The 23,348-nt window shown below is 45.5% G+C and carries 18 protein-coding genes; 7 read left to right on the top strand and 11 right to left on the bottom strand.

Going from position 1 to position 23,348, the window contains the following annotated elements:
- Positions 1 to 55 precede the first annotated feature (55 nt).
- From RIG27_RS19610 to RIG27_RS19590, 5 genes are all read right to left on the bottom strand, one after another.
- The gene (locus RIG27_RS19610; RefSeq protein WP_446347905.1) at positions 56 to 328 is read right to left on the bottom strand and encodes a hypothetical protein; all 273 of its coding nucleotides are present in this window, start codon (positions 326 to 328) and stop codon (positions 56 to 58) included.
- 181 nt (positions 329 to 509) lie between these two features.
- Positions 510 to 3,689, bottom strand: coding sequence for an efflux RND transporter permease subunit (locus RIG27_RS19605; RefSeq protein WP_446347903.1), 3,180 nt, complete (start codon positions 3,687 to 3,689; stop codon positions 510 to 512).
- Between the two features lie 184 nt (positions 3,690 to 3,873).
- A complete protein-coding gene (locus RIG27_RS19600; RefSeq protein WP_446347901.1) occupies positions 3,874 to 3,999 on the bottom strand; it encodes a hypothetical protein in 126 nt (41 codons plus the stop codon).
- Positions 3,971 to 5,422, bottom strand: coding sequence for an efflux RND transporter periplasmic adaptor subunit (locus RIG27_RS19595; protein WP_446347899.1), 1,452 nt, complete (start codon positions 5,420 to 5,422; stop codon positions 3,971 to 3,973). Before RIG27_RS19595 ends, RIG27_RS19600 begins: the two co-directional genes overlap by 29 nt.
- A 142-nt stretch (positions 5,423 to 5,564) precedes the next feature.
- The gene (locus tag RIG27_RS19590) at positions 5,565 to 5,708 is read right to left on the bottom strand and encodes a transposase (protein ID WP_446347897.1); all 144 of its coding nucleotides are present in this window, start codon (positions 5,706 to 5,708) and stop codon (positions 5,565 to 5,567) included.
- Between RIG27_RS19590 and RIG27_RS19585 the strand changes: the two genes are divergently transcribed.
- The 4 genes from RIG27_RS19585 to RIG27_RS19570 all read left to right on the top strand — a co-directional run bounded on the left by RIG27_RS19585 (position 5,696) and on the right by RIG27_RS19570 (position 11,716).
- Positions 5,696 to 6,853, top strand: a complete 1,158-nt coding sequence (locus tag RIG27_RS19585) for an RNA-guided endonuclease InsQ/TnpB family protein (protein WP_446347911.1) — start codon at positions 5,696 to 5,698, stop codon at positions 6,851 to 6,853. The genes RIG27_RS19590 and RIG27_RS19585 overlap by 13 nt on opposite strands.
- Positions 6,854 to 7,227: 374 nt before the next feature.
- A complete protein-coding gene (locus RIG27_RS19580; protein ID WP_446347895.1) occupies positions 7,228 to 8,880 on the top strand; it encodes an alpha-amylase family glycosyl hydrolase in 1,653 nt (550 codons plus the stop codon).
- Positions 8,881 to 9,683: 803 nt separating this feature from the next.
- Positions 9,684 to 10,061 (top strand): DUF1823 family protein, encoded by a 378-nt coding sequence (locus RIG27_RS19575; protein ID WP_446347893.1) that lies wholly within the window; start codon positions 9,684 to 9,686, stop codon positions 10,059 to 10,061.
- A gap of 5 nt (positions 10,062 to 10,066) precedes the next feature.
- Positions 10,067 to 11,716 carry a cation:proton antiporter gene (locus RIG27_RS19570; RefSeq protein WP_446347909.1) on the top strand — a complete coding sequence of 550 codons (1,650 nt, stop codon included), beginning with the start codon at positions 10,067 to 10,069 and terminating at the stop codon, positions 11,714 to 11,716.
- Here the strand turns inward: RIG27_RS19570 and RIG27_RS19565 are convergent.
- The 3 genes from RIG27_RS19565 to RIG27_RS19555 form a co-directional block, all read right to left on the bottom strand.
- Complete coding sequence (locus RIG27_RS19565; RefSeq protein WP_198016373.1) at positions 11,673 to 11,942, bottom strand: class I SAM-dependent methyltransferase; 270 nt, start codon at positions 11,940 to 11,942, stop codon at positions 11,673 to 11,675. The genes RIG27_RS19570 and RIG27_RS19565 overlap by 44 nt on opposite strands.
- A 147-nt stretch (positions 11,943 to 12,089) precedes the next feature.
- Positions 12,090 to 12,665, bottom strand: coding sequence for a Uma2 family endonuclease (locus RIG27_RS19560; protein WP_006099074.1), 576 nt, complete (start codon positions 12,663 to 12,665; stop codon positions 12,090 to 12,092).
- Between the two features lie 13 nt (positions 12,666 to 12,678).
- A complete protein-coding gene (locus RIG27_RS19555; RefSeq protein ID WP_446347907.1) occupies positions 12,679 to 13,371 on the bottom strand; it encodes a potassium channel family protein in 693 nt (230 codons plus the stop codon).
- Between RIG27_RS19555 and RIG27_RS19550 the strand changes: the two genes are divergently transcribed.
- A complete protein-coding gene (locus tag RIG27_RS19550; protein WP_446347890.1) occupies positions 13,370 to 13,567 on the top strand; it encodes a hypothetical protein in 198 nt (65 codons plus the stop codon). The two genes, RIG27_RS19555 and RIG27_RS19550, sit on opposite strands and share 2 nt — an antisense overlap.
- Positions 13,568 to 13,642: 75 nt before the next feature.
- Entirely contained in the window at positions 13,643 to 15,121 is a 1,479-nt protein-coding gene (glgA, locus tag RIG27_RS19545; protein WP_446347888.1) for a glycogen synthase GlgA, read from the top strand.
- 78 nt (positions 15,122 to 15,199) lie between these two features.
- On the opposite strand, the gene RIG27_RS19540 is transcribed toward glgA, so the two are convergent.
- Positions 15,200 to 16,834 (bottom strand): ShlB/FhaC/HecB family hemolysin secretion/activation protein, encoded by a 1,635-nt coding sequence (locus RIG27_RS19540; protein ID WP_446347886.1) that lies wholly within the window; start codon positions 16,832 to 16,834, stop codon positions 15,200 to 15,202.
- Between the two features lie 511 nt (positions 16,835 to 17,345).
- On the opposite strand from RIG27_RS19540, the gene RIG27_RS19535 reads away from it, so the two are divergent.
- Positions 17,346 to 19,940, top strand: coding sequence for a CHAT domain-containing protein (locus RIG27_RS19535; RefSeq protein WP_446347884.1), 2,595 nt, complete (start codon positions 17,346 to 17,348; stop codon positions 19,938 to 19,940).
- A 137-nt stretch (positions 19,941 to 20,077) separates the two neighbouring features.
- Here RIG27_RS19535 and RIG27_RS19530 read toward each other — a convergent pair whose 3' ends face one another.
- Positions 20,078 to 20,929, bottom strand: coding sequence for a DUF928 domain-containing protein (locus RIG27_RS19530; RefSeq protein ID WP_446347882.1), 852 nt, complete (start codon positions 20,927 to 20,929; stop codon positions 20,078 to 20,080).
- 155 nt (positions 20,930 to 21,084) lie between these two features.
- Positions 21,085 to 23,016 (bottom strand): CHASE2 domain-containing protein, encoded by a 1,932-nt coding sequence (locus RIG27_RS19525; protein ID WP_446347880.1) that lies wholly within the window; start codon positions 23,014 to 23,016, stop codon positions 21,085 to 21,087.
- Positions 23,017 to 23,348 lie beyond the last annotated feature (332 nt).

Raw genomic sequence — 23,348 nt, 5'->3', positions numbered from 1 at the left:
TCTGGAGTTATCTAAATTAGGCTCAATACTTGGTAGTTTTCTACGGGTGTTTGGTTTAAGTATTGCCGCAAGGATAGATAATTGTAAGGTGTGTCGCGGAACTAAGAATCCCCGCACTTATAGGGCGGGGAGTGTCAAACTGCTCTAATTCTCGCAACGCCTGTTGACCTGCACCAACGGCTAATCCCATCACCCCGCCAATTGTGGCATACTGATACATGGCATTGGGTCGCTGATCGGCATGATTAATTTCAGCTACTCCAATGCCTAAAATCACACCCGCAATACCAGTGATAACGCTGGAAAAAATAATTCGCTTACTATTCATTTTCCCTAACCTAAACTGAAAAAACTGTAGTGATCTGAGGTATTCTACTTTTACGTTTACCAAAGATTAGGGAAACTGGGGTTCTCAAGTCAATTTTTGCAACAAAATTATGGCTTTGTTAACATTGGATAGTTTTTGTTCATAGTTTTTGATGAATTCTGCGGCATTCCTTTAATGAATATTACCGCATTGTTACTTCAGGTTTCGGCTCAAGCTCTTGTGACTCCGGTGTCTTCTGGTTTTTGCCAGGGGAATTAAACAAGCGATCGCTCCCCGATTTGATCACAATATAGAGAATAGGAACCACAAACAGACTCAGGCACGTGGCGACAAACATTCCCCCGAACACCGCCGTTCCCAGGGCTTGACGGCTTCCTGATCCCGCACCCGTAGCAATCACCAGGGGAAAAATCCCGAACAATGTAGAAATCGCCGTCATCAAAATCGGTCGCAAGCGCTGCTGCGCCGCCTCAATCGCCGCTTTCCTTAACGTCATTCCTTGCTCGCGTAGCTGATTGGCAAATTCCACAATCAGAATCGAGTTCTTACTGGCTAAACCAATCAACATCACCAAGCCAATCTGACAATAGACATCATTAGGTAAACCCCGCAACGATTGCGCCATTAGCGCCCCTAAGATAGCCAGAGGAACCGCCAATAGAATAATAATCGGGTCGATGTAACTTTCATATTGAGCCGCCAACACTAAGAAAACAAACACCAAGCCAAAGCCAAAAATAATCGTCGCTTGACCCCCAGACTGGATTTCCTCCAGCGATAAACCAGACCATTCATAGCCTAATCCAGACGGTAACACCTCGGCGGCGACTTGTTCCATGGCTTGAATTGCGTCTCCCGAACTGACTCCCGGCGCGGCTGACCCATTAATTTCAATCGAGCGGAACAAGTTATAGTGATTAATGGTTTGCGCCCCCGTCGTTTGCGTAACCGTGACTAAATTCCCCAAAGGAATCATCTCATCCCGTTCGGAACGCACATACAATTGATTAATATCCTCTGGATTTGAACGGAACTGGGCATCCGCTTGGACATAAACCCGATAGGTGCGCCGTTCTAGGGTAAAGTCATTTACATAACGCGAACCCAAATAGGTCTGCAAGGTCTCAAAGATATCATCAATATCCACCTCCAACGCCTTCGCCCGATTGCGGTTTACCTCAATCTGCAACTGGGGGGTATTTGCCGCATAAGTACTAAACACCGCCTGCAACTGAGGATTCTGATTACCAGCACCCAGCAATTTCCCCATATTTTCAATCAGCGAATCCAAGCTAAAATTACCTCGGCGGTCTTGGAGTTGAAATTGGAACCCGCCGAAACTACCCAAGCCACGAATAGAGGGTGGATTCACCGGAAACACTCTGGCTTCTTTAATCCCAAACAAAGCACCACGGACTTTATTAATAATTGCTTCAGCAGACTGAGACGGATCAGTGCGTTCTGACCAAGGTTTCAGTGTGGTAAAAACGATCGCGCTATTCGCCGTATTCCCACTAAAGCCAAACCCCCCCACCGCAAACGTGGCTCGCACTTCATCCAAGGGCAAAATAATATCTTCAATCTGCTCAATCACATCATGAGTGTAGTTGAGTGACGAACCCTCTGGTCCTTGGACAATCGTCATAAAATAGCCTTGGTCTTCATCCGGGAGAAACGCGGATGGCACACTATCGTAAACCCACACCGTTAGTGCTAATAAGCCAATAAACGCCACAATCACCAGGGTTTTCACGCGAGTCAGGATAATCAAAACTCGCCGATATCGCTGCTGCATTCCCTCTAAAAACCGATTAAATCCATCAAAAAAGTGACCCCAAAGCCCTGTCGCTTCTGGCTTTTGCCGTAAAATTAAGCCAGAAAGGGTTGGCGTCAACGTCAGCGCCATAAACGTGGAAACGGCAATTGAAAACGCAATAGTTAACGCAAATTGTTGGTATAACGCCCCCGTGGTTCCCGGAAAGAATGCCACCGGAATAAATACCGCCATTAACACCAATGACGTGGCAATAATTGCTCCCACCAATTCCCGCATGGAAATAATCGCCGCTTGTCGAGATTTAATCCCTCCCCGTTGAATCTTGGTGGTGATATCTTCAACTACAACAATTGCATCATCCACCACCATCCCCGTGGCTAGGGTTAGACCAAATAAGGTCAAACTATTAATCGAAAAATCAAAAATCTTGACAAAGGCAAACGTACCAATTAGAGACACAGGAATCGTAATGGCTGGAATAATCGTGGTGCGCCAATCCTGTAAAAAGACAAAAATAACCAACACCACCAATCCCACCGCTTTAAACAGCGTGAACACCACTTCCGAGAGGGACTGATTGACAAAATCGGTGGTATCAAACCCAATATCATAGGTCATCCCCACCGGGAACTCCGTCGCCAATTTTGCCATCTCCGCTTTCACCGCGTCCGCTACTTCTAAAGCGTTACTCCCAGGAACGGTAATAATCCCCAACCCAACAGCTTCATTTGCCCGAAATCGCAGGAACGTGCCATAATTTTGTGCCCCCAATTCCACACGACCAACATCGTTAAGTTTAATCAGGGTGCCATCTTCATTCGTGGCTAAAATCAGTTCCTCAAAATCCGAAACCGTTTCCAAGCGACTAATTGCCCGTAAGTCAATTTGATATTGCTGTCCCTCTGGCGCGGGGGGTTGACCGATACGCCCTGCACCCACCTGGATATTCTGTTCCCGCAATGCATCAACCACATCTTGCGCCGTCAGATTCCGACTCGCCAGACGCAGGGGGTCAAGCCAAAGGCGCATCGCATAAGTACGTTCGCCAAAAATTTGTACATTCCCCACCCCATTCACTCGTTTTATGGCGTCTACCAAATATAGGTCAGCGTAGTTACTTAAAAAGAGATTATCGTACTCACCATTTTCTGAATATAAACCAAATCCCATCAGGAAGTTATTAGATTCCTTATTTACCGTGACCCCGGTTTGGAGTACAGATTCTGGCAATTGGGGTTCAGCTAAGGAGACGCGATTTTGGACATCAACTGCTGCAATATCTTGATCTTTGTCTGGGGCAAAGGTGATATTGATCGAACTGGTGCCATCATTACTACTACTGGATGTCATGTAGCGCATCCCATCCACACCATTAATTGCCCGTTCTAAGATAGTCGTCACCGCATTTTCCACGGTTTGAGCATCAGCACCGTTATAGTTAGCTTGGACGCTGACTTGTTTGGGACTGATATCAGGATATTGGGCAACAGGAAGCGTGGGAATACTAATTGCTCCGATGAGTAAGATAATCAGGGAGCAAACAGTTGTAAAAACCGGTCGTTTAATAAAAAATTCAACAAACATTTAAATTTTAGGGAATAGGGAATAGGGAAAACCTCGACTTCGCTCGGTGTGTCATAGGGATGTAGGGGCGGTTTTGACAGATAACTTATGGCTACAATTTTGTCAGTCAGGGCGGGTTTAGTTATATCTGGGTGCAACCCTGAATGATAGTAGTAAAACCCGCCCCTACATTAAACCCGCCCTTCTAGATGCAAAGGTAATAAACAAATGACGAATGACCAATGACGAATGACCAATAACGAATAACAAATGACAAATGACAAATGACGAATAACAAATAACTAAGAATCGGGAATAATCGCAGCGCCATCGGATAAATTAAGGATACCGGAGACAACAATTCTATCTCCAGGTTCTATACCCTCGATAACTTGGTATCGATTCCCTTGAATATCACCTAATTTTACTGGTCGTTGCTGGGCGATGAGTTCAGGGGCGCCCGGTTTGGCTTCCTCTGGCGGTTGGGCGACAAAGACAAAGGGCTTACCAGCCATACGCGATACAGCATTGACGGGAATTAACACACCTGGACGTTTTTCCCAGATGACTCGTGCATCCACTTTCTGCTGATCGTACAGGCGACCATTTGGATTGGAAAATGTGGCTTTTGTCAAGAGGGTTTGGGTATTTTTAGTCACTTGTGGTGAAATAAAGCTAATCCGCCCTGTGGCAATAGGTGGTTCAGTGTCCGGGATACCTTGGTTCCGTAGTTCAACGGTGAGTCCCTGGCGTATCCTCTCTTTTTGCTGTTCGTCAATGGGAATTTCGACTTCTAAGGTTTGGTTTTGAGTAATGGTGGTGAGGGTATCACCCACGTTTGCATAGTCTCCCACTTTGACGAGAATATCCCCAACCACTCCATCAATGGGGGCGACAACGCGATTAAATTGCAATTCTTCCTGCTTAACCTCCACATCCGCCCTAGCACTAGACAGGTTCGCGGCGACTCTGGCTTCCGTGGCTTGGGCGGCTTGGACTCGTTGTTGTGCCACATTCAGGGCTTCCTTAGAGGCGGCTAAGGCTTGGGCGGAGGCGTCACGGGCGGCGATGGCTTGATTGCGATCGCGTTTTTTATCATCTAGTTCTTGTCTGGGTTGAACCCCTTGATCTACCAACTGTTCAGCCCGTTGATAGTTCACCCGCGCTAGTTCTAAGTCTGCTTCTCGGCTTTGCACTTCGGCGGCTTGGCGCCCCACTTCGGCTTTGAGACGGGCAATATCGGCTTGAGCGGCTCTGACTTCCGCTTGAGCATTATTCAGGGTAGCGGTTTGGGCATTCACATCCGCGATCGCACTTCTGAGTTCGGCTTCACTTCGTTCTGGCTTCAGTTGTAGAATTATATCTCCAGCTTGCACGCGATCGCCTGATGAAGCCACAATTCGGGTAATTCGACCAGCGGTTTCAGGTCGCAATTCCACCTTTTGTTTCGCCTCTAAGGTACTCACAAACAGAGAACTTTCTTCCAGCGTACTTGGTTCAACCTGCTCCAGTTTCACGGGGATAGCTTGAGGTTGCTGAGCAGTTGGGGGTGAGTTATTTTGCCGTAAAAAACGCCAAGCCGCCCAACCGCCACCGCCGAAAACTAACAGGGTGAGTAACAATCCCAGCCATAATTTCGGCGTGGGTGATGATTTTCGTATGGGTTGGTCTGCCTCAGAGATAATAGAATCTGAGGATTCCCACTCTTGGTTTGAAGGTTCAGGGATAGATGTTTGGGAGTCAGAGGATGCCATAGTTGTGTTCTGATGCTGGAAGTACTGGGAGCTGACACTACAGTCCATCGTTAGCGGGTGAGAACGGTCAGGCAATGCCGCCAGTCAGGAGGTAAACTTGTCCTCACTTGTTTATCTCGCTGTCCTGAGAAGACCCTCGCTTTCAGCGACGGGATGAATCAGGACATTGTTGATCCTGGATGTAAACCTTAAGTTTTTCTATTGTAACGCCACCGCAGCTAGAGACAAAATAAGAACCCGTCCACAAAACCCTTTTCTTGTAAATAGGGGCTAATAGACGAAGCAATAAAGATAGGTCGGTTCATTCGCAACAAATGCTTGCGATACTGGCTAGATGCTCCCAGAGAGGAAAAGGTTAATCGGTATACCTTGAATAAGTACACCAAGGTTTTAGCCGAGTCTCCAGAGTTTCCTTTTGTTGCTGCTTTAAATTCAATGGCACGTCAAGCTCCTGCTGAACGTGCTTGGGCTAGCATCAGTCGATTCTACGATAACTGCAAAAAGGTAGAGACGCGCCATGGCGCGTCTGTACAAGGCAAGAAAGGCTTTCCCAGGTTTAAGAAAAACTGTCGCTCAGTCGAATACAAGACAAGTGGCTGGAAACTTTCAGACGACAGGAAGTATCTGACCATCACCGACAAAACAGGCATTGGTCGTTTAAAACTGGTCGGAACGCGAGATTTACATTTCTATCAGCAATCCCAAATCAAGCGGATTCGTCTGATCAGACGGGCTGATGGTTACTATGCTCAGTTTTGTGTTGACGTAGAACGTCGTGAAAGCGTTGACACCTCGACTTCGCTCGGTGTTAAGCAGACAAACAGGCAAATTGGTTTAGATGTTGGACTCAACCATTTCTACACCGACTCAGATGGAAACCAGGTAAACAATCCTCGTTTTCTCAGGAAGTCTGAGAGAAAGTTAAAACGGTTGCAACGCCGACTCGGTAAATGCGAAAAAGGTAGCCAAAATCGAAAAAAAGCCCAGCGAAGACTGGGTAGACAACACTTAAAAGTCAGTCGCCAACGTAAAGATTTTGCGGTTAAGTTAGCAAGATGCGTAATGAAATCTAACGATTTCGTGGCGATTGAGGATTTAAATGTTCGAGGACTGGTTAAAAACCACAAATTAGCCAAATCAATATCGGATGCTGGTTGGACAATATTCCGCGAATGGCTGGAATACTTCGCCAATCTATTTGGCAAAAAATTAGTAGCAGTAAACCCTAGTTTCACCTCGCAAGATTGCTCTTGCTGCGGAGCTAGAATTAAAAAGTCTTTAAGCACTCGTACTCATGTTTGTAGCTGCGGTGCTGCTCTCGATAGAGATTGGAATGCTGCTATAAACATTTTGATTAAGGCTTTAGATAGCGTAGGGCATACGCGAATCTCCCAGGAATACTGGGTAAACGCTTCCGGACAGTTAGCCTAGGCGTGTATTGATGAAAATCAATACTCGCTTGGCTTCTGGATGAGAGAAGAATCCCTCGTCTCAGGCGAGGGAGTGTCAAATTACTTAAGACTTGAACAAAGTATATCCTCCAGTCGGGTGTATCGAGGGATTTGGTTACCAAACCGATGGCGTTTGGATTCCCCACAGTCCGTGGGTACCTTGATTAATTTTGACCGTATTCAACAACGGCTTTGTGTTTAATGTTTCGTGCAGCTTGCTTGCCTGCATGATCGAAATAACCAGATATGGATTGGAATATCTATCTTCCGCTAGATAGCTATCTCTGTAAAATACCGCTTACGATAAGCATCATGTTTAAACAATCCTTATTTTACCCTAAGGGGCTCAAATAAATGGCTGCTCCTATTGAATTTGCTTTATTTGCTCCTTACAACGAAGGAGCCTCATTGGTTAGCTGTTTCTCAAATTGGGAAGAAATTCCCATGGAGAAAGATAAGCAGGGGTATTTTCGCACGTCCGTTGAACTTGAAGATGGTATTTATAAATACAAATTCCGGGTTCAATCCAAATCTTGGTTTTTTGAAGCCGATCAATGGGTAGAGGTCAATGATCCCTACGCTACCGATATTGAAGATCCGACTCAAAACTGCATCGTGCGGATCAAAGATGGACAACGCATCGTCGATACTTACGTTTGGATGCATGATGATAAACCCCTACCTCCTGACCATGAATTAGTCATCTATGAAATGCATGTCGGTGACTTTTCTGGTGGCGAAGATGATGCTTATCCACGGGGGAATTACCAGCATGTTATTGAAAAGTTAGATTATCTGGTGGAATTGGGAATTAACGCCATTGAGTTAATGCCTATCAAAGAATATCCCGGTGACTACAGTTGGGGGTACAATCCTCGCTACTTCTTTGCTACTGAGTCCAGCTATGGTTCGACAGATGAATTGAAACATCTAATCGATGAGTGTCATGCCAGAGGAATTCGGGTGATTATGGACGGTATCTACAATCACTCAGAAGCGGAAAGCCCTCTCACCCAAATTGACCATGATTACTGGTATCATCACGCTCCCCGTGACCCAGATAACAACTGGGGACCTGAATTTAACTACGAACATTACGACAAAAATCTAGAGACTTACCCAGCGCGTAAGTTTATCGGTGATGTGGTTCGTTTCTGGATCACGGAATATCATATTGATGGCATCCGTTACGACGCAGCGCGGCAAATTGCCAACTACGAATTTATGCATTGGATTGTTCAAGAGACTAAAAAAACAGCAGAGGCAAAGCCATTTTACAACATTGCTGAATATATTCCCGACAATCCCAGCATCACCAATGTTGATGGACCGATGGATGGTTGCTGGCATGATAGCTTTTATCACACGGTCAAACCTCATATCTGCGGTGACAGGTTTGATTTAGAATCTCTTCAGGATGTGATTGATTGTAAGCGTCAAGGCTACCTGGGAGCGACTAATGTTGTAAATTACCTAACTAACCACGATCACGAACGCCTGATGGTTGAGTTAGCCAATCGGGAAATCTTTGATGAAGAAGCTTTCAAACGGCTCAAGTTAGGGGTAGTTTTGTTAATGACAGCAGTCGGTATTCCCTTAGTGTGGATGGGTGAAGAGTTCGGGGAATATCAGCCGAAATCCATTGAATCCAGAAAGATTAATTGGCAACTACTGGGTAATGATAATAATCGTGGTTTGTGGGATTACTATAAAGGGTTGATCGGACTGCGAGAAAACAATCAGGCTCTCTATACAGAGAACATTAATTTCTTCTTTGAAGATGCAGACACCAAAGTTCTGGCGTATGTGCGCTGGAATGGTGAAGGCTCTCGTGTTGCTGTCGTTGCCAATTTTTCTGATAATTTCCTCGCTGAATATACTCTTTCCAATTTTCCGGAGAATGGCATTTGGCACGAATGGACAGGTAACTATGAGGTGGAAGCCCGCGATAACAATTTAACTCTTGACATTGGCGGATACGAAGCCAAAGTGTTTGTCTGGCAGTAAGGAATCCAATCCGCGATCGCGTCTTTAGTAGGGTGGGCATTGCCCACCTTACTTTTATGAATAACATTGAAATTTTTGCCACAAATTTTTAATTTACACCCCTTGTCAATATTGCCAATTTAATCTACATTCTTCTTCAGCAAATTCCCCAGAAAGGCTAAGTTATACTATTGTTCCTATAGTATTGATTTGATTTATTATTTTAAGCTTATCTTCTCTGGAAAGAGAATTTATGCCATTTCCATAACTACTGAGAAGACAGTTCAGATAGAACCTGCTGGCGACAGTTTAAATAATCCTCAATAATTGCATTTTCTGAGTTAGCCATTTTATGGAAAAGTAACAAACTTGCAAAATAGACAATATTGCTGATATGATTATACATCAATTTGAGTGCATATTTTGTATTCAACCTTGTTGGCAAAATCGGTATCAGGCACACACAAGTCCTGTTAGCCAAGCCTTTTGCTTATGAGCAAATCACAACCAGACGCACCCGGTTGTGTTTCTACACTCAAAACTATTTAACTCAGGAAGGACGAGTTTTGAGGTAACATTATCATCAATAGCTAGCGCCAAATAGCCACTCAAAACTATGCCTGAAAAGCGAAGGGTCAAGTCGGGGCGGGTTTAGTCTCATTTGGGTAAGCCCAGAAACGATAGTAGTCAAACCCGCCCCTACACCTTCAAACCTCTTGTACTTGGTGGGGGCGAGTTTAGTCACATCGGGGTAAGCCCAGAAACGATAGTCGTCAAATCCGCCCCTACACCTTCAAACCTCAAAACTCAAAACTATTAAACTGATGTCTCAACTTCCTCCGCTCAATGCTGAAACCCTTTGGCAAATCTTGAACGAAGAACTGGATGATGATACCGTAAATAAACTCGTCTGGCACTATTTGGGGTATCGCTATGACCAACAAACAAACCAATGGGATTGTACCAACGTACCTCCAGAATGGCAACAGGACTATCCAAAACCGCCCAATTTTATTGAGAGTCGTCCAGCCACCGTTAAACTGACTCGTTCAATTCCCAAGGAAAACAAACAGTTGTTGAAAGAACAGTTAGGATTTCAAGGCTATAAAATTGGCGAATTTGGTCCCCGTCAGACACGTCGAGCCACTGCTGCCAATTGGCTATTAAGTTACATGAAAGATACGGGATTGAGCCAAGAGTGAATTTACTGATCACGAATAGCATCACCAGCTTAACACTAACAAACCCTGGTCAATGGTTTAGCGATCGCATCCTCCTGGCGGTTCCCGTCAGCGAGGATAAGGGGAATGTGGCAGAAGTCGTCAGTTTTCTGATTATTCTGTTATTAGTCGCCACCGCCGTGGCGTTGATTTCGCGACGATTCCGCATCCCGTATATTACTGGGTTAGTGTTAGCCGGATTAGCGATTACGGAACTCTTACCCAGTCGCATCGGGTTGGATTCGGCGCTGATTTTTAATCTCTTTTTACCGATTCTCCTGTTTGAAGCGGCAATTAATACCGATATTTCCCGCCTCCGCAGCACGATTAAACCGATTGCTTTACTTGCAGGACCCGGTGTGTTGCTCTGTTCGGGAATTACTTCAGTTTTATTGAGACTTGAATTAGGGATTGATTGGATACCCGCCGCGATGGTGGGTGTGATTTTATCCATTACCGATACCGCTTTAGTCATTGCCGTATTTAAAGAAGTTTCAGTTCCCCATCGACTGGTGACTCTGGTTGAGGGAGAAAGTCTACTCAATGATGATGTCGCCTTGGTCTTATTTAGCCTAATTTTGACAATTCATGAAACAGGAGGCTTATCCGCCCTAGATGTGGTTCAAGAATTTTTAGTTGTGCTAATTGGCGGAGCTTTAGTCGGCGTGGCGTTGGGATATTTGAGCATTGGGTTATTGAGCCAAACGGATGATCCTTTGGGTGGAATTTTACTCACCGTGGCTCTAGCGTTAGGCACATTCCAAGCTGGAGAGTTATTACATGTATCCGGTGTTGTTGCTGTAGTAATCGCCGGACTCATTGTCGGTAATTTTGAACATTCGCAGGTGACATCGGCATCAAATCAAGTGACGTTATTTAGCTTCTGGGAATATGCTGGGTTTGGGGTGAATACGTTTATTTTCTTGCTGATTGGCTTAGAGATAAACATCATTACCATTTGGCAAACTTTACCCGCTATACTTTTAGCCTTTATTGCCTATCAAGTTGGGCGTTTGCTCACGGTTTATCCGTTGTTAGCCTTCGTCCGTTTTTTTGACAAACCGATTCCGATGCGTTGGCGACATATCCTTTTGGCAGGTAATATTAAAGGCTCACTTTCCACCGCCCTCGCCTTGAGTCTACCTGCTGATTTGCCCGGGCGGGAGACGCTGCTGGCTATCGTTCTAGGAATTGTTTTGTTCTCTCTGGTGGGACAGGGATTAAGTTTACCGTGGGTGGTACGGCATTTGAAGTTATCTTATCGTTCAAAATCATATCAGCAAATTGAAGAATTGCAAGCTCAATTGATGACGGCTAAAGCTGCACAAGATGAATTAGACAGTCTTTTGAAAGCTGGGGTATTACCTAAATCGATTTATGAAGAAATGCGAGCATCCTATCAACTGCGAGTCGCCACGGCTGATAGAACCTTGCGGGAAATCTATAATCAGCGTTCAGAAGACTCACTAGAAAATCGGAGCGATCGCACGAAACTAGAAGCCATTCGTCGCCAATTACTTTTGGCAGAAAAAGGAGCGTTAACAGACGCCCTACGTAAGCGGATTCTGTCTGAAGTCGTGGTACAAAAGCGGATTAAACGGATTGATGAGCAGTTGTTAAAATTGGAAGATGATTAGTATCGATCGCACAAACACGGTAGCCTTCTTTAGCTACTCGAATACTGTGTACTCCAGGTCCACACCCAGCGTCGAGTACTGTTGCCCCTGGTTCCACTTCCATTAACTTTAGCATTGTGGGAATAGCTTGATCGTAATAGTGCTGGGCAAGGGGTTGATAATAGTGAGCATCCCAAGACTTGAGTGTATCTTCAAGTTCAAAAATTTTTGTAGTTATTGGCTGCATTGATTCTAAATCCATTATGATGTTGTAAATATTATCTTACTATAACGTATTTTACCACGGGTAAGTTGTTCTATTAGATACATTAGGCTAGAGAACTGAGCTTAAATTGAATTTCCTATTCTTGGTTAAGAGTTACCTACCGCTGATTCAATGACCTGCGTTCAACAGAGTTTCAGCGGTGAGATTCAGTTCGGGAAACGTGGGTGAGACAATTCGGCTATTTCCCTGAAATATGCCCACCTCCTGGTAAACTTGATCCTGTAGATTTAGCACGATCACGGATTGAACTTGAGGGTCTACAATCCAATATTCAGGAATGCCCAGATCTTCGTACTGTCGCCGCTTGGCAATGTAGTCGCGATCGCGCTGGAGTTCACCAGGACTAACGACTTCAATCACCAACAAAGGGGGAAGCATAGAGAGCCGGATTGTATTGCGGCGCTGTAGTTGGGGGATATGTTCTTCTCGAATAATTGTTAAATCTGGGTAGCGATTTCTGGGTTCTCCGCGCACTTCCAGTTCCAATCCGTGACTTCTCACCCGCCAGTAACCGACGAGAGGAACAAACTGCAAGAGTAAAAAAGTCGCGATGCTAACGTTTTCTCCTGATTCTGGTGGCACTTCGATCAGCTTTCCGTTATACAATTCATATAGCTTGTCTGTCCCGTCATTATAGGACAGATAGTCATCAAAGCTGAAAAATCTTACTTGAGCTTGAGTCATAGATATAATTTTATTAGAGTGGCGCAAGTTTTGAACCAACCCCTAAAAAGTTGATGACTTGGTGCAACAGGTCTGCTTTTGTCACCACAAGTATCGTTGATCCGGGTTCCATTACTGTATTGTCATTAGGAATGACTAAATCTGCATGGGGATGGGATTGATAACCAATAATTAAAGAACCCTCTGGAAACCGAGAATCCTGAATCACTTGAGCCACAGTACGCCCAGCAACATCCGATTCCCCTGGTACTCCTAGTTTAAATACTTCCACCTGACCCTGTTCATAGTGCATAATCGATTCCACTTCTGGATATTCGATCGCGTTGACCATGCGATTGACAGCTAAGTCAACAGTGCTAATGATATGATGAGCGCCAGCAATGCGTAGAGGCTCCTTAAAATCCCGTTGGCGGATGCGAGTAATAATATGGGGAACACCAAAATGTTTCGCCAGGGTAACCATTGCCAAATTCAACGCATCATCTCGCAGCACCGCCGCCATTGCATTGGCTTTGCGAATCCCAGCTTCGAGTAGCACTTGGGTAGTGACGGCGCTCCCTTCAAATGCCATAACCCCCACTTGTTCGCGAGCATACCGACAAGCTGTCGGATCTGTATCAATAATCGCGATCGTATGTCCTAATTCCACTAACTGCTGGGCTAAACTCAACCCCACTAATCCCGCGCCGCCGATTAATACGTACATGATTCCTTGGTCATTCGTCATTTGTCATTTGTCATTTGTCATTTGTCATTTGTCATTCGTCATTCGTCATTTGTCATTTGCTGCCCCATCTCCCCCATCTCCCCCAGCTTCCCCTGCTCCCAGACGTAGCATGCTACGTCTCTACACCGCTCCCCCTGCTCCTGATCACCCCATCTCCCCCATCTCCCCAGACTAGCGGATGACAGAGGCTAACTAAAAATGGTACAACATCTTAGTTTAAATAAACGGGATAATTAAGTGAGGAAGCGGAATGTACATTATCCAGGTTGCCTCTGAATGCGCCCCTGTGATCAAAGCCGGCGGCTTAGGGGATGTGGTGTATGGTTTGAGTCGGGAGTTAGAGATTCAGGGGCATTGCATCGAACTGATTCTGCCCAAATACGACAATATGCGCTATGACCACATCTGGGGACTCCATGATGCCTATATTAATCTATGGGTACCCTGGTACGGTGCGGCGATTCACTGTTCCGTCTATTGTGGTTGGGTTCATGGACGAGTCTGTTTCTTTATCGAACCCCATTCCCAGGATAATTTTTTTAATCGGGGCTGCTACTACGGTTGTGATGACGATAACATACGGTTTGCTTTCTTTTGTAAAGCCGCTTTAGAGTTTATACTTCAGAGTAATAAGCGTCCTGATGTTATCCACTGTCACGATTGGCAGACGGGTTTACTTCCAGTCATGCTCTTTGAGATCTACAAATATCATGGCATGGAAAATCAACGGGTATGCTACACCATTCACAACTTTAAGCACCAAGGAATGGGGGGAAGTGAGATCCTTTGGGCAACAGGGTTGAATCGGGAAGCCTATTATTTTCAGGATGATCGCCTGAAAGATAATTTTAATCCCTTTGCCTTAAACTTTATGAAAGGCGGTATTGTCTACTCTAATGCGGTGACAACTGTTTCCCCTCATCATTCCTGGGAAGCTCGTTTCACACCCATCGGATGTGGCTTAGGTCATACGTTACATTTACATCAGGATAAGTTTACTGGGATTCTCAATGGCATTAACGATGATTTTTGGAATCCGGAACAAGACCGCTATATTCCCTATCACTACGCCTCGGATAGTTTTGAAGATAAAGCGAAAAATAAAAAAGCGTTGCGGGAACAGCTTTTAATTCAGGATGTTGATAAACCAATTGTGGCGTTTATTGGTCGTTTAGATGATCAAAAAGGTGTTCATCTTGTCCATCATGCCATCTATTACTCTCTGCATAAGGGCGCTCAATTCGTTTTGTTAGGGTCGGCGACAGCGGCGGCGATTAATTCCTGGTTCTGGCACGAGAAATACTACTTAAATGATAACCCTGATGTCCATTTGGAACTGGGCTTTAATGAGGAATTATCTCATTTGATTTATGCCGGAGCCGATTTTATTCTGGTGCCGAGTAATTATGAACCCTGCGGACTGACTCAAATTATTGGCTTAAAGTACGGAACCGTGCCAATTGTGCGGAGCGTGGGGGGACTGGTTAATACGGTGTTTGACCGCGATCACCACCCGAATCACCCCATGGAAAAACGCAATGGCTATGTATTCAATCACACCGATTATTATGCGTTGGAATCTACGATGGATCGGGCATTAGGATTGTGGTATGACTATCCGGACGAGTTCCGTAAACTGGCGCTTCAAGGTATGGCTTATGATTACTCGTGGAGTACTTCGGCATCTAAGTATGTGAAGATTTACGACATGATCCGACATAAATATTAACTGCCTCGTGATCAAACTCTTACATAAACATAAGACAAATGAGAATCTCCGCCGTTAACTTTAATTGGTCTCACTAACTTAGAAAGGTTGAAAAAGAATGGAAAAGGTAATCCCATTGTCTTGTAGAGAACCGCCTTCATCCTCAACGCTATTTAGAGGAATCCCCCAATAAAGTTGTGCTGACCACGAGGGATCGCGTTGCCACAAAAGTCCTAACCCAATACTGGCTAAGGTGTTAGGATTAGTAACCTCACCCTCGTGGTTCCAAACGGTGCCAATATCGAAAAAAGGAGCAATTTGGACAGTCCCAATCCCCTCCGGTTGGCGGATAATTGGTAAACGAACTTCCACGGAACCAATAATTCCATTGTCAGCCACGCGCTGATTTTGGCGATAACCTCGTACTGTATCAATTCCGCCAATATTGAACTGTTCTAGCGGTAAGAGAGAATCATGAGAGAGTTGCACTCCAGCGCGAGCAATAATAATACTATCTTCACCTAAAGCTTGCACCCATTGAAACTGTCCCACCCAACTCATAAACCGCCCATCTGTACCCGTGTCATTGATTGTGGCGTCAAATGCATTCAAGCCAAAACTAAACTGCGATCGCGCGGCTAAGACGCGATCGGTTGAACGGTTGAGCCAGTCTTGACTAAACCGCAATACTGTGACTTTCGATTCCCCATCTTCGGGTCCCAGAGAAAAGGAAAACGGGATATCATCCAGGACAAAGGTTTGGCTTTGACGCAAATCCAGAGACAAGGAAAGGGCAAAGTCACTCGTTGGCGTATGGACAATCGGTTGGCGAAACCCCACGGAAAAGGTTTCTGAGTTGGAGTTAATATCTAAGACCGAAAACGGATCTTCAACAATATCACTATCGCTACGGTTGTAGCTGAGACTTAACGTACCATCCCTGGGATTGAGGGGAACTTCATAGCTCAGACTATACTGATCCACCCCTTCAGTTATGCCATAATCGGCACTTATGCGATCGCCTAATCCCAATAGATTCCGATTCTCCACCCTCACTGTTCCCCCCAAGGAACCGACACTGGGAGAGTCTCGATTCTCTATAGTCACAGAACTCACCCAAGGGTTTGCCTCTTCTAGCTGTAGGTTTAACACACTGGTTCCAGCCATGGTTCCTGCTGATAACTCGGCTTGAATTTGATCCAGTATCGGATCAAGTTGCAGCAGTTGCAACACCTCCTCCAAACGACGAATATTCACCGGGGTTTGCGTCGCCAACTGAATCCGCGATCGCACGTAATCATCCCGCAAACGCTCTAATCCTTGAATCTCAATGCGTTCAATGCCCCCTTCAACCACCTGAATGCTCACCACACCATCGCTAATATCCTGAGACGGAAGAAAAGCACCCGAGGTAGTGTAGCCATTGTCCGTATATAACTCGGTAATTGCCGTGCGAATCGCTAAGAGTTCTTCAAACGAAGCATTTTGACCAATAAAGGGCGCAACAACAGCTTGCAATTCAGCCGGGGAAAAAACAGTACTCCCGAGTACCTCGACTCGTTCAACCGTGACATTAATCTCCAAATCGGGTACTGGCGTCAGGGAGGGTTCTGGGGTGGGTGTGAGGGGGGGAAGTGATGGGGGAGTCTCTGGGGGCGTCGTTGGCAAAGAAGGCAGATTGGGACGAGTGGGTTCCAGGATACCTGGTGGAATATCTGGATTAGTTTGACTCATCGGTGGTAAGTTCTGAGCTAGGGCGGTACAGCTCCAGCTCAAGTACAACAGATTTAAAGCCCAAAGAAACCGTTTAAACATAAAACAGTAGCGCAAAGGTCATCGGTTGACAAGGATGCAGAGAAACCCCGGACTGTTTTAAGCGTATATTTGTCCAAAAAATTAATTTATACCACATAACATTCATGCTAGGTAATATTTTGTCAAGTAGGTTGGTGGAAATAAACTCAACTATATTAAGTGATGTAAATTGATCTCAAACCCTTACAAAGGACAAATGACAAATGACGAATGACGCTCTCCACCGTTAACTTTTATTGTCCCTACCTACTTATTTCTTGTTCTGCTTTCACAATCAGTTACCGGAAAAAATAAAATATAGTAGCAGATTAGAAGACTGTTTATCCCCTGTTTTTGACCATTGATCAACCCTGAGACCTTCAAATTCAGACCTGCCAGTTCAGATAGAAATTGCTTAAGATAGAGTTAATCGTTATCGTTGTTCCGAAAAATGTCCCACGGTTGGCAGATTTGGCGTCGATTTATTGGATTATCTTTAGCCAGCCTTGTCTTTTGTATCAGCTTTCATCCCTGGTCTACTGGGCAAGCCGAACCCGCGACAGAAATTCAACAACAGCAATTACTTACACCGGCTTCTGAAAAACAGCTGGTGTCCAAGGGAATTGCATCCTATCAAATCGGAGAATTCTCCCAAGCCATTAACTTATGGGAACAAGCCTTACCTCAAATTACCGACGAAAATGATCGAGCAATTGTTCACAATAACCTGGCGTTAGCCTATCAGCAAACGGGGGAACTTGCTCAGGCGATCGCGCACTGGGAAAAGGCGATCCAAATTTACCAGGCTTCACCGGATGCCGAAAACCAGAAACGGATCGCTGGGCTATTAACGGAACAAGCCCAAGCTTACAATGATTTGGGACAACATCCGCGAGCGATTACTATTTTAGAGTCAGCCATTGAACTCGCCACTGAATACCCAGATTCCCTAGCAGAAGCTGCCGCTCAAGGCGCTTTAGGCAATGCCCACTGGAGTGTAGGCAACTATGATCAGGCAATTTCCGCCCACAAACAGAGCCTAAAAATTGCTCGCGCATTGAATAATAACAGTTTTATCGCCACGGCTTTAAATAACGTGGGGAATGTTTATATCAGTAGAGCCAGCCGATCAAGTTATCAGGCGCAGGTAGCTGAGTTAGAAGGAGATCTCGAAGAGGCGACACGCTTAACCCAAGAGGCGCTTCAGGATTGGACGCAAGCGAGAACATTCTTTGAGCAAAGTCTGGAAACAGCTCAAGCCTTAGGAAGTTTGACCGAAATTAAAGCCTTAATGAATTTAAATCGCTGGGTGATTAGTCGTCATTGGGCCAATGTCGCTGACAATTCAGCCGAACCCTTAAGTGAGGGCGATCAGGAATTTCTCCAGAGCAATTGGCAACGAGTCAGAGCACTCCTCCCTGGAATACCTGATTCACGACAGAAAGCCTATACCCTGATTCACCTAGCCGCAAGTTTTCAACAGATCGAGTCAGAAGCTTCAACTCAGGAGTCGATCCAGCTTTTAACCCACGCTTTAACGATAGCCCAAAAAATAGGCGATGCCAAAGCCCAATCCTTTGCCCTAGGGAGCTTAGGACAGGTGTATGAATCAGCCGGAGACTACAGCACGGCAATGAATTTAACCCGCCAAGCTGAATTTAGCGCCCAGCAAATTCAATCCTCTGATAGTTTATATCGCTGGCAATGGCAAGCCGGGCGGATGCTGAAAGCCAGAGGTAACATCGCCTCAGCCATTTCCGCTTATGAACAAGCGATCGCGACGTTGCAAAATATTCGCGGCGATTTAGTCGCCAATAAAGAATTACAACTAGATTTCCGGGAACAGGTTGAACCCGTTTATCGAGAATTAATTGATTTGCTCCTCAATGCTTCCAGTCGCGATTTGAGCGATCCTAACTCCCAGGAAGAGGTTTCACCCCTGAAAGAGGTGCTCGATATCGTCGAACTGTTCAAACTGGCAGAGTTGGAAAACTTTTTCGGCGATGAATGCGTGCAAGTCGCCAAAGACAAAGCTCAAAATGAGGAAGGGTTAGTGGATGCCAATGCTGCTGTCATCTATTCAATCATTTTGAACGATCGCACCGAAATGATCCTGCGATCGCCCGATGGTTCCCTGAAAAACTATCCTATCCCCATCAGCAAGGAAGAGATGGAAGCCGAGATTGAGCAGCTACGCTACTTTCTGGAACTACGCACCACGGAGCAGTATATCCCCCAAGCGCAAAAAATTTATAATTGGCTGATTCGTCCCATGGAAGCTGATTTAGCCGTCATCCAACCCAAGACGTTAGTCTTCATCAACGATGGCGTCTTGCGTCAGATACCCATGAGTGCGCTGCACGATGGTCAAAACTTTTTGATTGAGAAGTATCCCATTGCGATTACTCCCAGTCTGTCATTAACCACCAGCCAACCGTTAGATCGCAATCAGTTAAGAGCGCTGAGTCTGGGTTTAACTGTTGCCAAACCTCCCTTTGCCGCTCTCACAAATGTAGAAGCTGAGCTAAATGCGGTTGAAGAAATCTTAGGCGGGACTGAGTTAATTGATCAGGACTTTACCTTCTCGAACTTGCAAGCCAAACTACGACGCAAAAATTTTCCCGTGGTTCACATGGCAACCCATGGCAAATTTGGTGTAGATTCCCAGAGTACATTTATACTGGGTTATGATCAACAAATTAGTATTGAACAACTCGACAATCTCTTGCGTTCTCGCGGTCGTCGAGAAGCGGTCAAACTGCTCACCTTGAGTGCTTGCCAAACCGCGACAGGCAACAATCGTTCCGCGTTAGGAATTGCGGGTGTCGCTGTTCGAGCGGGTGTTGAGAGTGCTTTAGCGACGTTGTGGTATATCAATGATGAAGCGACCGTACCACTAATTGCCGAATTTTATCGCCAACTGCGCCAACCGGATATCACCCGGGCAGAAGCGTTAAGACAGGCACAACTTAAGATGATTTCTAATGTCAATTATAATCATCCAGGGATTTGGTCGCCGTTTATTCTGATTGGCAATTGGCGTTAGTTATTTGTTCATAGTTGATGGTTCATGGTTCCTCAAAAGAGGGAGTAGGGGTATTTGGTATATCCCTACTCCCGATATTGTGCTACTGTTCACGCTCTACCCGCTTTCCCTTCAATTTGGCAGACTGAATTAGACAGCTATGGTCTTTTAGCAACATCCAGCCGTTCTTGTTGCGTGACTTGAGTCAAGCCAACTTGCTCAAGCAGAGCCAGAAAATCATCGTTGATGCCTAGCTCATTAGAATTCGCGGTTTGAACGTTGGACATCGCGGCTAAGGCATCGTACCAAAGCCCAGTCTCAGCATAACTCCAAGCGCGATCGCGCCACACCTGTGTTGGTACATTGTTCTTAGCAGGAGTTGACAGCCGTTGGGTTTCTAAAGCGGCTGGTGTGGATACCCGCTCAATCCAGCTAATAAATACGGGATTAGCCGACGGACGCTTGGTATTACAAACCAGAGTGACTGACCATTTGTAGGTTCGTCCAGTTTGCAATTCTGGACGATCTTTGGGCACTTGCAACTGTATCATCCCGGCTTGGGGAGAGTCTATCTGTTTCTCAAACAGCGGTTTCGCCACTCCGGGTTCTACTAAAGCAAACCGCATAGGTACAGAGACAGGCTGTGATAAGTGCCAGAAAAAGGTAGGATGACCTGATATCGTTTGTCCAGCATACTCCTCGGATGGGATCAACAATGTGACTAAATCGTTGGTTAACGATTGGCGACAGCCGCGTGAACCCGAGCCTATTGTCCGCCGTGGGTTACTTGCCACGGGTGGTATATATTGTTTAGACGAACGATGGGTTGACGTTTTGTTTAACTCTGCGTTGGCAGGTAGATCGTTCCAAATCGAAGTCAGAATTTCTAAATTCTTCGACGACGAAAAAATCCGTGGTTCAGGTAGGTCGAAAAAGCCGAACATTTGCAGGGAAACAATTGAAGCTGTCCCGGCAATGATCGTTACTATTTTTTGCCGAGTGGTGTTCATGAGATTAATTCCTTCGTTTCATAAGGGTCTTTTACAAAGGTTTGAGATGTGATGCACCTACTCTAGCTGGTGAAGAATTTTGCCTGAAACATTTTGGACTCAATAGCGCTATTGGCTGGCAAAATCTAAATCATTATACATGGCATTTTGAACAACTACAGCAAAATTTGATAAACGGCGGTTAACTGTTCGCGCCCTTTGAGTCTCACCTGACCAATTTGTTTCGTGGGGAATTGATTGTGTAGATGCTGGTATGTTTCGTCATTGATTAAAATCCGGCAAATTCCTCCATCGAGCGTTTTATCGTAACTTTCTAATCGAGCCGCTACATTTACGCTATCTCCTAGGGTGGTGTAGTCAAGCCGTTGAGCATTCCCCAAGCTACCTGTGACGACATCTCCGGTGGCAATTCCCACACGCATTGCTGTCTGCGGATAGCCTTGACGTTGCCATTCTTGATTTAGGGTTTGCAGTTTTTGTGCCATGGATAATGCACAGTTTACCGCCGCGATCGCATCCTGGTCAATTTCCTCAGATGTCGTGCGTTTAATCGGCACACCAAACACAGCCATAACTGCATCTCCGATAAACTTATCCACAACACCGCCATGATCTAGCACCGTTCCCGCCATGGCATCCATATATTGGTTCAGCCAAGCCATCAGCACTTCCGAACTCATATTTTCTGCTACTGTACTAAACCCTTTCAGGTCTGAGAACAGAACCGTGGCAGTCATCTTCTGACCACGTAGACGTCCTTCTTTGAGAAGTTGTTCGCGATCGCGCCAAATTGCTTCGGCGATTTGCTTCGTTACATGGCGACCGAATAAATTCATAACGGTGTGTCGCTCTTCACGCTCGAAGTTGGCGATGTACCCTGTCGTTGCTGTAGCGGCACCCAATAACGCCAAAGCTGTGGGAATCACAGGAATCCACCAACTGCTGATGATAAAGGCTAAGTAGCTGCTCCCGACCAGACCGAAAAGTGCGAACAAAAGGCTGATTACTGTCCAACGTGGCAATAATTTAGCCAAACCTCCAGCATCTCGTAAAACCCAACACAGGGTTGCACCCGTCAAAGACCAGAGGAAAATCCAGATCCCTTCGATTGGTTCCGACCAAGTTTTTAGTCCAGAACGCCCCTCTAGGGCTGAACTCAGCAAGTGACTAATCATGTTAGCCTGAACTTCTATCCCAGGTGTGCGCTCTTGGGTGGCAATTTTATCACCACTGTAGGGGGTATAGAAGAAATCATTCAGGCTAGTTGCCGTTGCCCCAATTAAAACGAGGCGATCGCGCATTAAGTCTGGTGGTATCCGGTCTTCGAGTACCTCTGTCAATGACACCCTGGGAAAGGTACGAGCCGAACCCTTATAGTTTAACAAAATCTGGTATCCCCCGTCATCAGCACTCACATAACCACCGTCATTTGCTGAAAAAGGTTGAAACGTCCCCTTTCCTAAATGAATCATTAGGGGATTCGTTTGGGAGGGTTGAGATATGATTTCTTGCTCTGCTAAATACATCAACGCCAGTCTCATCCCAAAAGAGACGGTGACTTGATCGTTTTCAACCATATAAAGCAATGATCGACGCAGCTTACCATCCGCATCAATCACCACGTTATTAAACCCAACTTGTTCGCGTTGATCTAGCACGGGTGCGGGAGCCACACTAGCGCTAGGATCGTGCTGATTAATTTTTTCTATCCCGATTAAATTGGGAGTTGTTTCAAAAACATTGACTAATTCGTCATGACCGGGCAAAACCGGTAAATCTCGATACAGGTCAAGACCAATCACTCTCGGGTTTTGCGCTTTAATTTTTTTGAGGAGTTCAGCCAGGACAGCATCAGGAATGGGCCACTGTCCGACCTTTTTAAGATCCGCCTCACTAATTCCCACGATTAAAATTCGCTCATCCACAGGTTCTTGGGGACGCCAGCGAAAATATTGGTCAAGAGCTGCCCATTCCCAAGTCTGTAAAAAGCCGAGCAGCCGCAATAGGATAACAAGTCCAGCCACACCAGGAGCAACCGTCCAGACGCCTCGCCCTGCCCAAATTTTTTGTCTAAGGTCTTTCCACATCTTATTTTTTTTTTAGCGCTACTTGATGGTTAGAAAGCTAGATCTCTCTCCTTACTTTACTTTATTCAAGGGCGAAGTAATTGGAACCGAAAAACTGGGTTAGAAGGAATAAATTATTACAAAAACTTTAAATTTGCGCTTTCTGGAATACCATTTTTGGAAAATTATCCCTGATCAAGGCGCATCGCTATCATTGGTGTCAACTTAAGCTGAAAGCAATATTCCAGACGTGGCATGGCACGTCTGAAAGCCGGGGTGTAGGGGCGGGTTTTACCGATAACATTTTTTCACAAACCGATAATTTGACTAAACGCGCCCCCACTCAGGGAGCC

Source organism: Coleofasciculus sp. F4-SAH-05 (assembly GCF_040222985.1).
Classification (GTDB): Bacteria; Cyanobacteriota; Cyanobacteriia; order Cyanobacteriales; family Coleofasciculaceae; genus Coleofasciculus; species Coleofasciculus chthonoplastes.
Note: the sequence above shows the minus strand (reverse complement) of the source record. Positions and strands in the feature narration are given on the sequence as shown.

Bases quoted from the DNA above. Each gene is read 5' to 3' on its own strand.
- RIG27_RS19530 (WP_446347882.1), bottom strand. From the start codon at position 20,929: ATGAACACCACTCGGCAAAAAATAGTAACGATCATTGCCGGGACAGCT.
- RIG27_RS19600 (WP_446347901.1), bottom strand. From the start codon at position 3,999: ATGGCGCTGCGATTATTCCCGATTCTTAGTTATTTGTTATTCGTCATT.
- RIG27_RS19525 (WP_446347880.1), bottom strand. From the start codon at position 23,016: ATGTGGAAAGACCTTAGACAAAAAATTTGGGCAGGGCGAGGCGTCTGG.
- RIG27_RS19605 (WP_446347903.1), bottom strand. From the start codon at position 3,689: ATGTTTGTTGAATTTTTTATTAAACGACCGGTTTTTACAACTGTTTGC.
- RIG27_RS19580 (WP_446347895.1), top strand. From the start codon at position 7,228: ATGGCTGCTCCTATTGAATTTGCTTTATTTGCTCCTTACAACGAAGGA.
- RIG27_RS19560 (WP_006099074.1), bottom strand. From the start codon at position 12,665: ATGACTCAAGCTCAAGTAAGATTTTTCAGCTTTGATGACTATCTGTCC.
- RIG27_RS19540 (WP_446347886.1), bottom strand. From the start codon at position 16,834: ATGAGTCAAACTAATCCAGATATTCCACCAGGTATCCTGGAACCCACT.
- RIG27_RS19595 (WP_446347899.1), bottom strand. From the start codon at position 5,422: ATGGCATCCTCTGACTCCCAAACATCTATCCCTGAACCTTCAAACCAA.
- RIG27_RS19565 (WP_198016373.1), bottom strand. From the start codon at position 11,942: ATGCAGCCAATAACTACAAAAATTTTTGAACTTGAAGATACACTCAAG.
- RIG27_RS19550 (WP_446347890.1), top strand. From the start codon at position 13,370: ATGATTCCTTGGTCATTCGTCATTTGTCATTTGTCATTTGTCATTTGT.
- glgA (WP_446347888.1), top strand. From the start codon at position 13,643: ATGTACATTATCCAGGTTGCCTCTGAATGCGCCCCTGTGATCAAAGCC.
- RIG27_RS19575 (WP_446347893.1), top strand. From the start codon at position 9,684: ATGTCTCAACTTCCTCCGCTCAATGCTGAAACCCTTTGGCAAATCTTG.
- RIG27_RS19535 (WP_446347884.1), top strand. From the start codon at position 17,346: ATGTCCCACGGTTGGCAGATTTGGCGTCGATTTATTGGATTATCTTTA.
- RIG27_RS19555 (WP_446347907.1), bottom strand. From the start codon at position 13,371: ATGTACGTATTAATCGGCGGCGCGGGATTAGTGGGGTTGAGTTTAGCC.
- RIG27_RS19610 (WP_446347905.1), bottom strand. From the start codon at position 328: ATGAATAGTAAGCGAATTATTTTTTCCAGCGTTATCACTGGTATTGCG.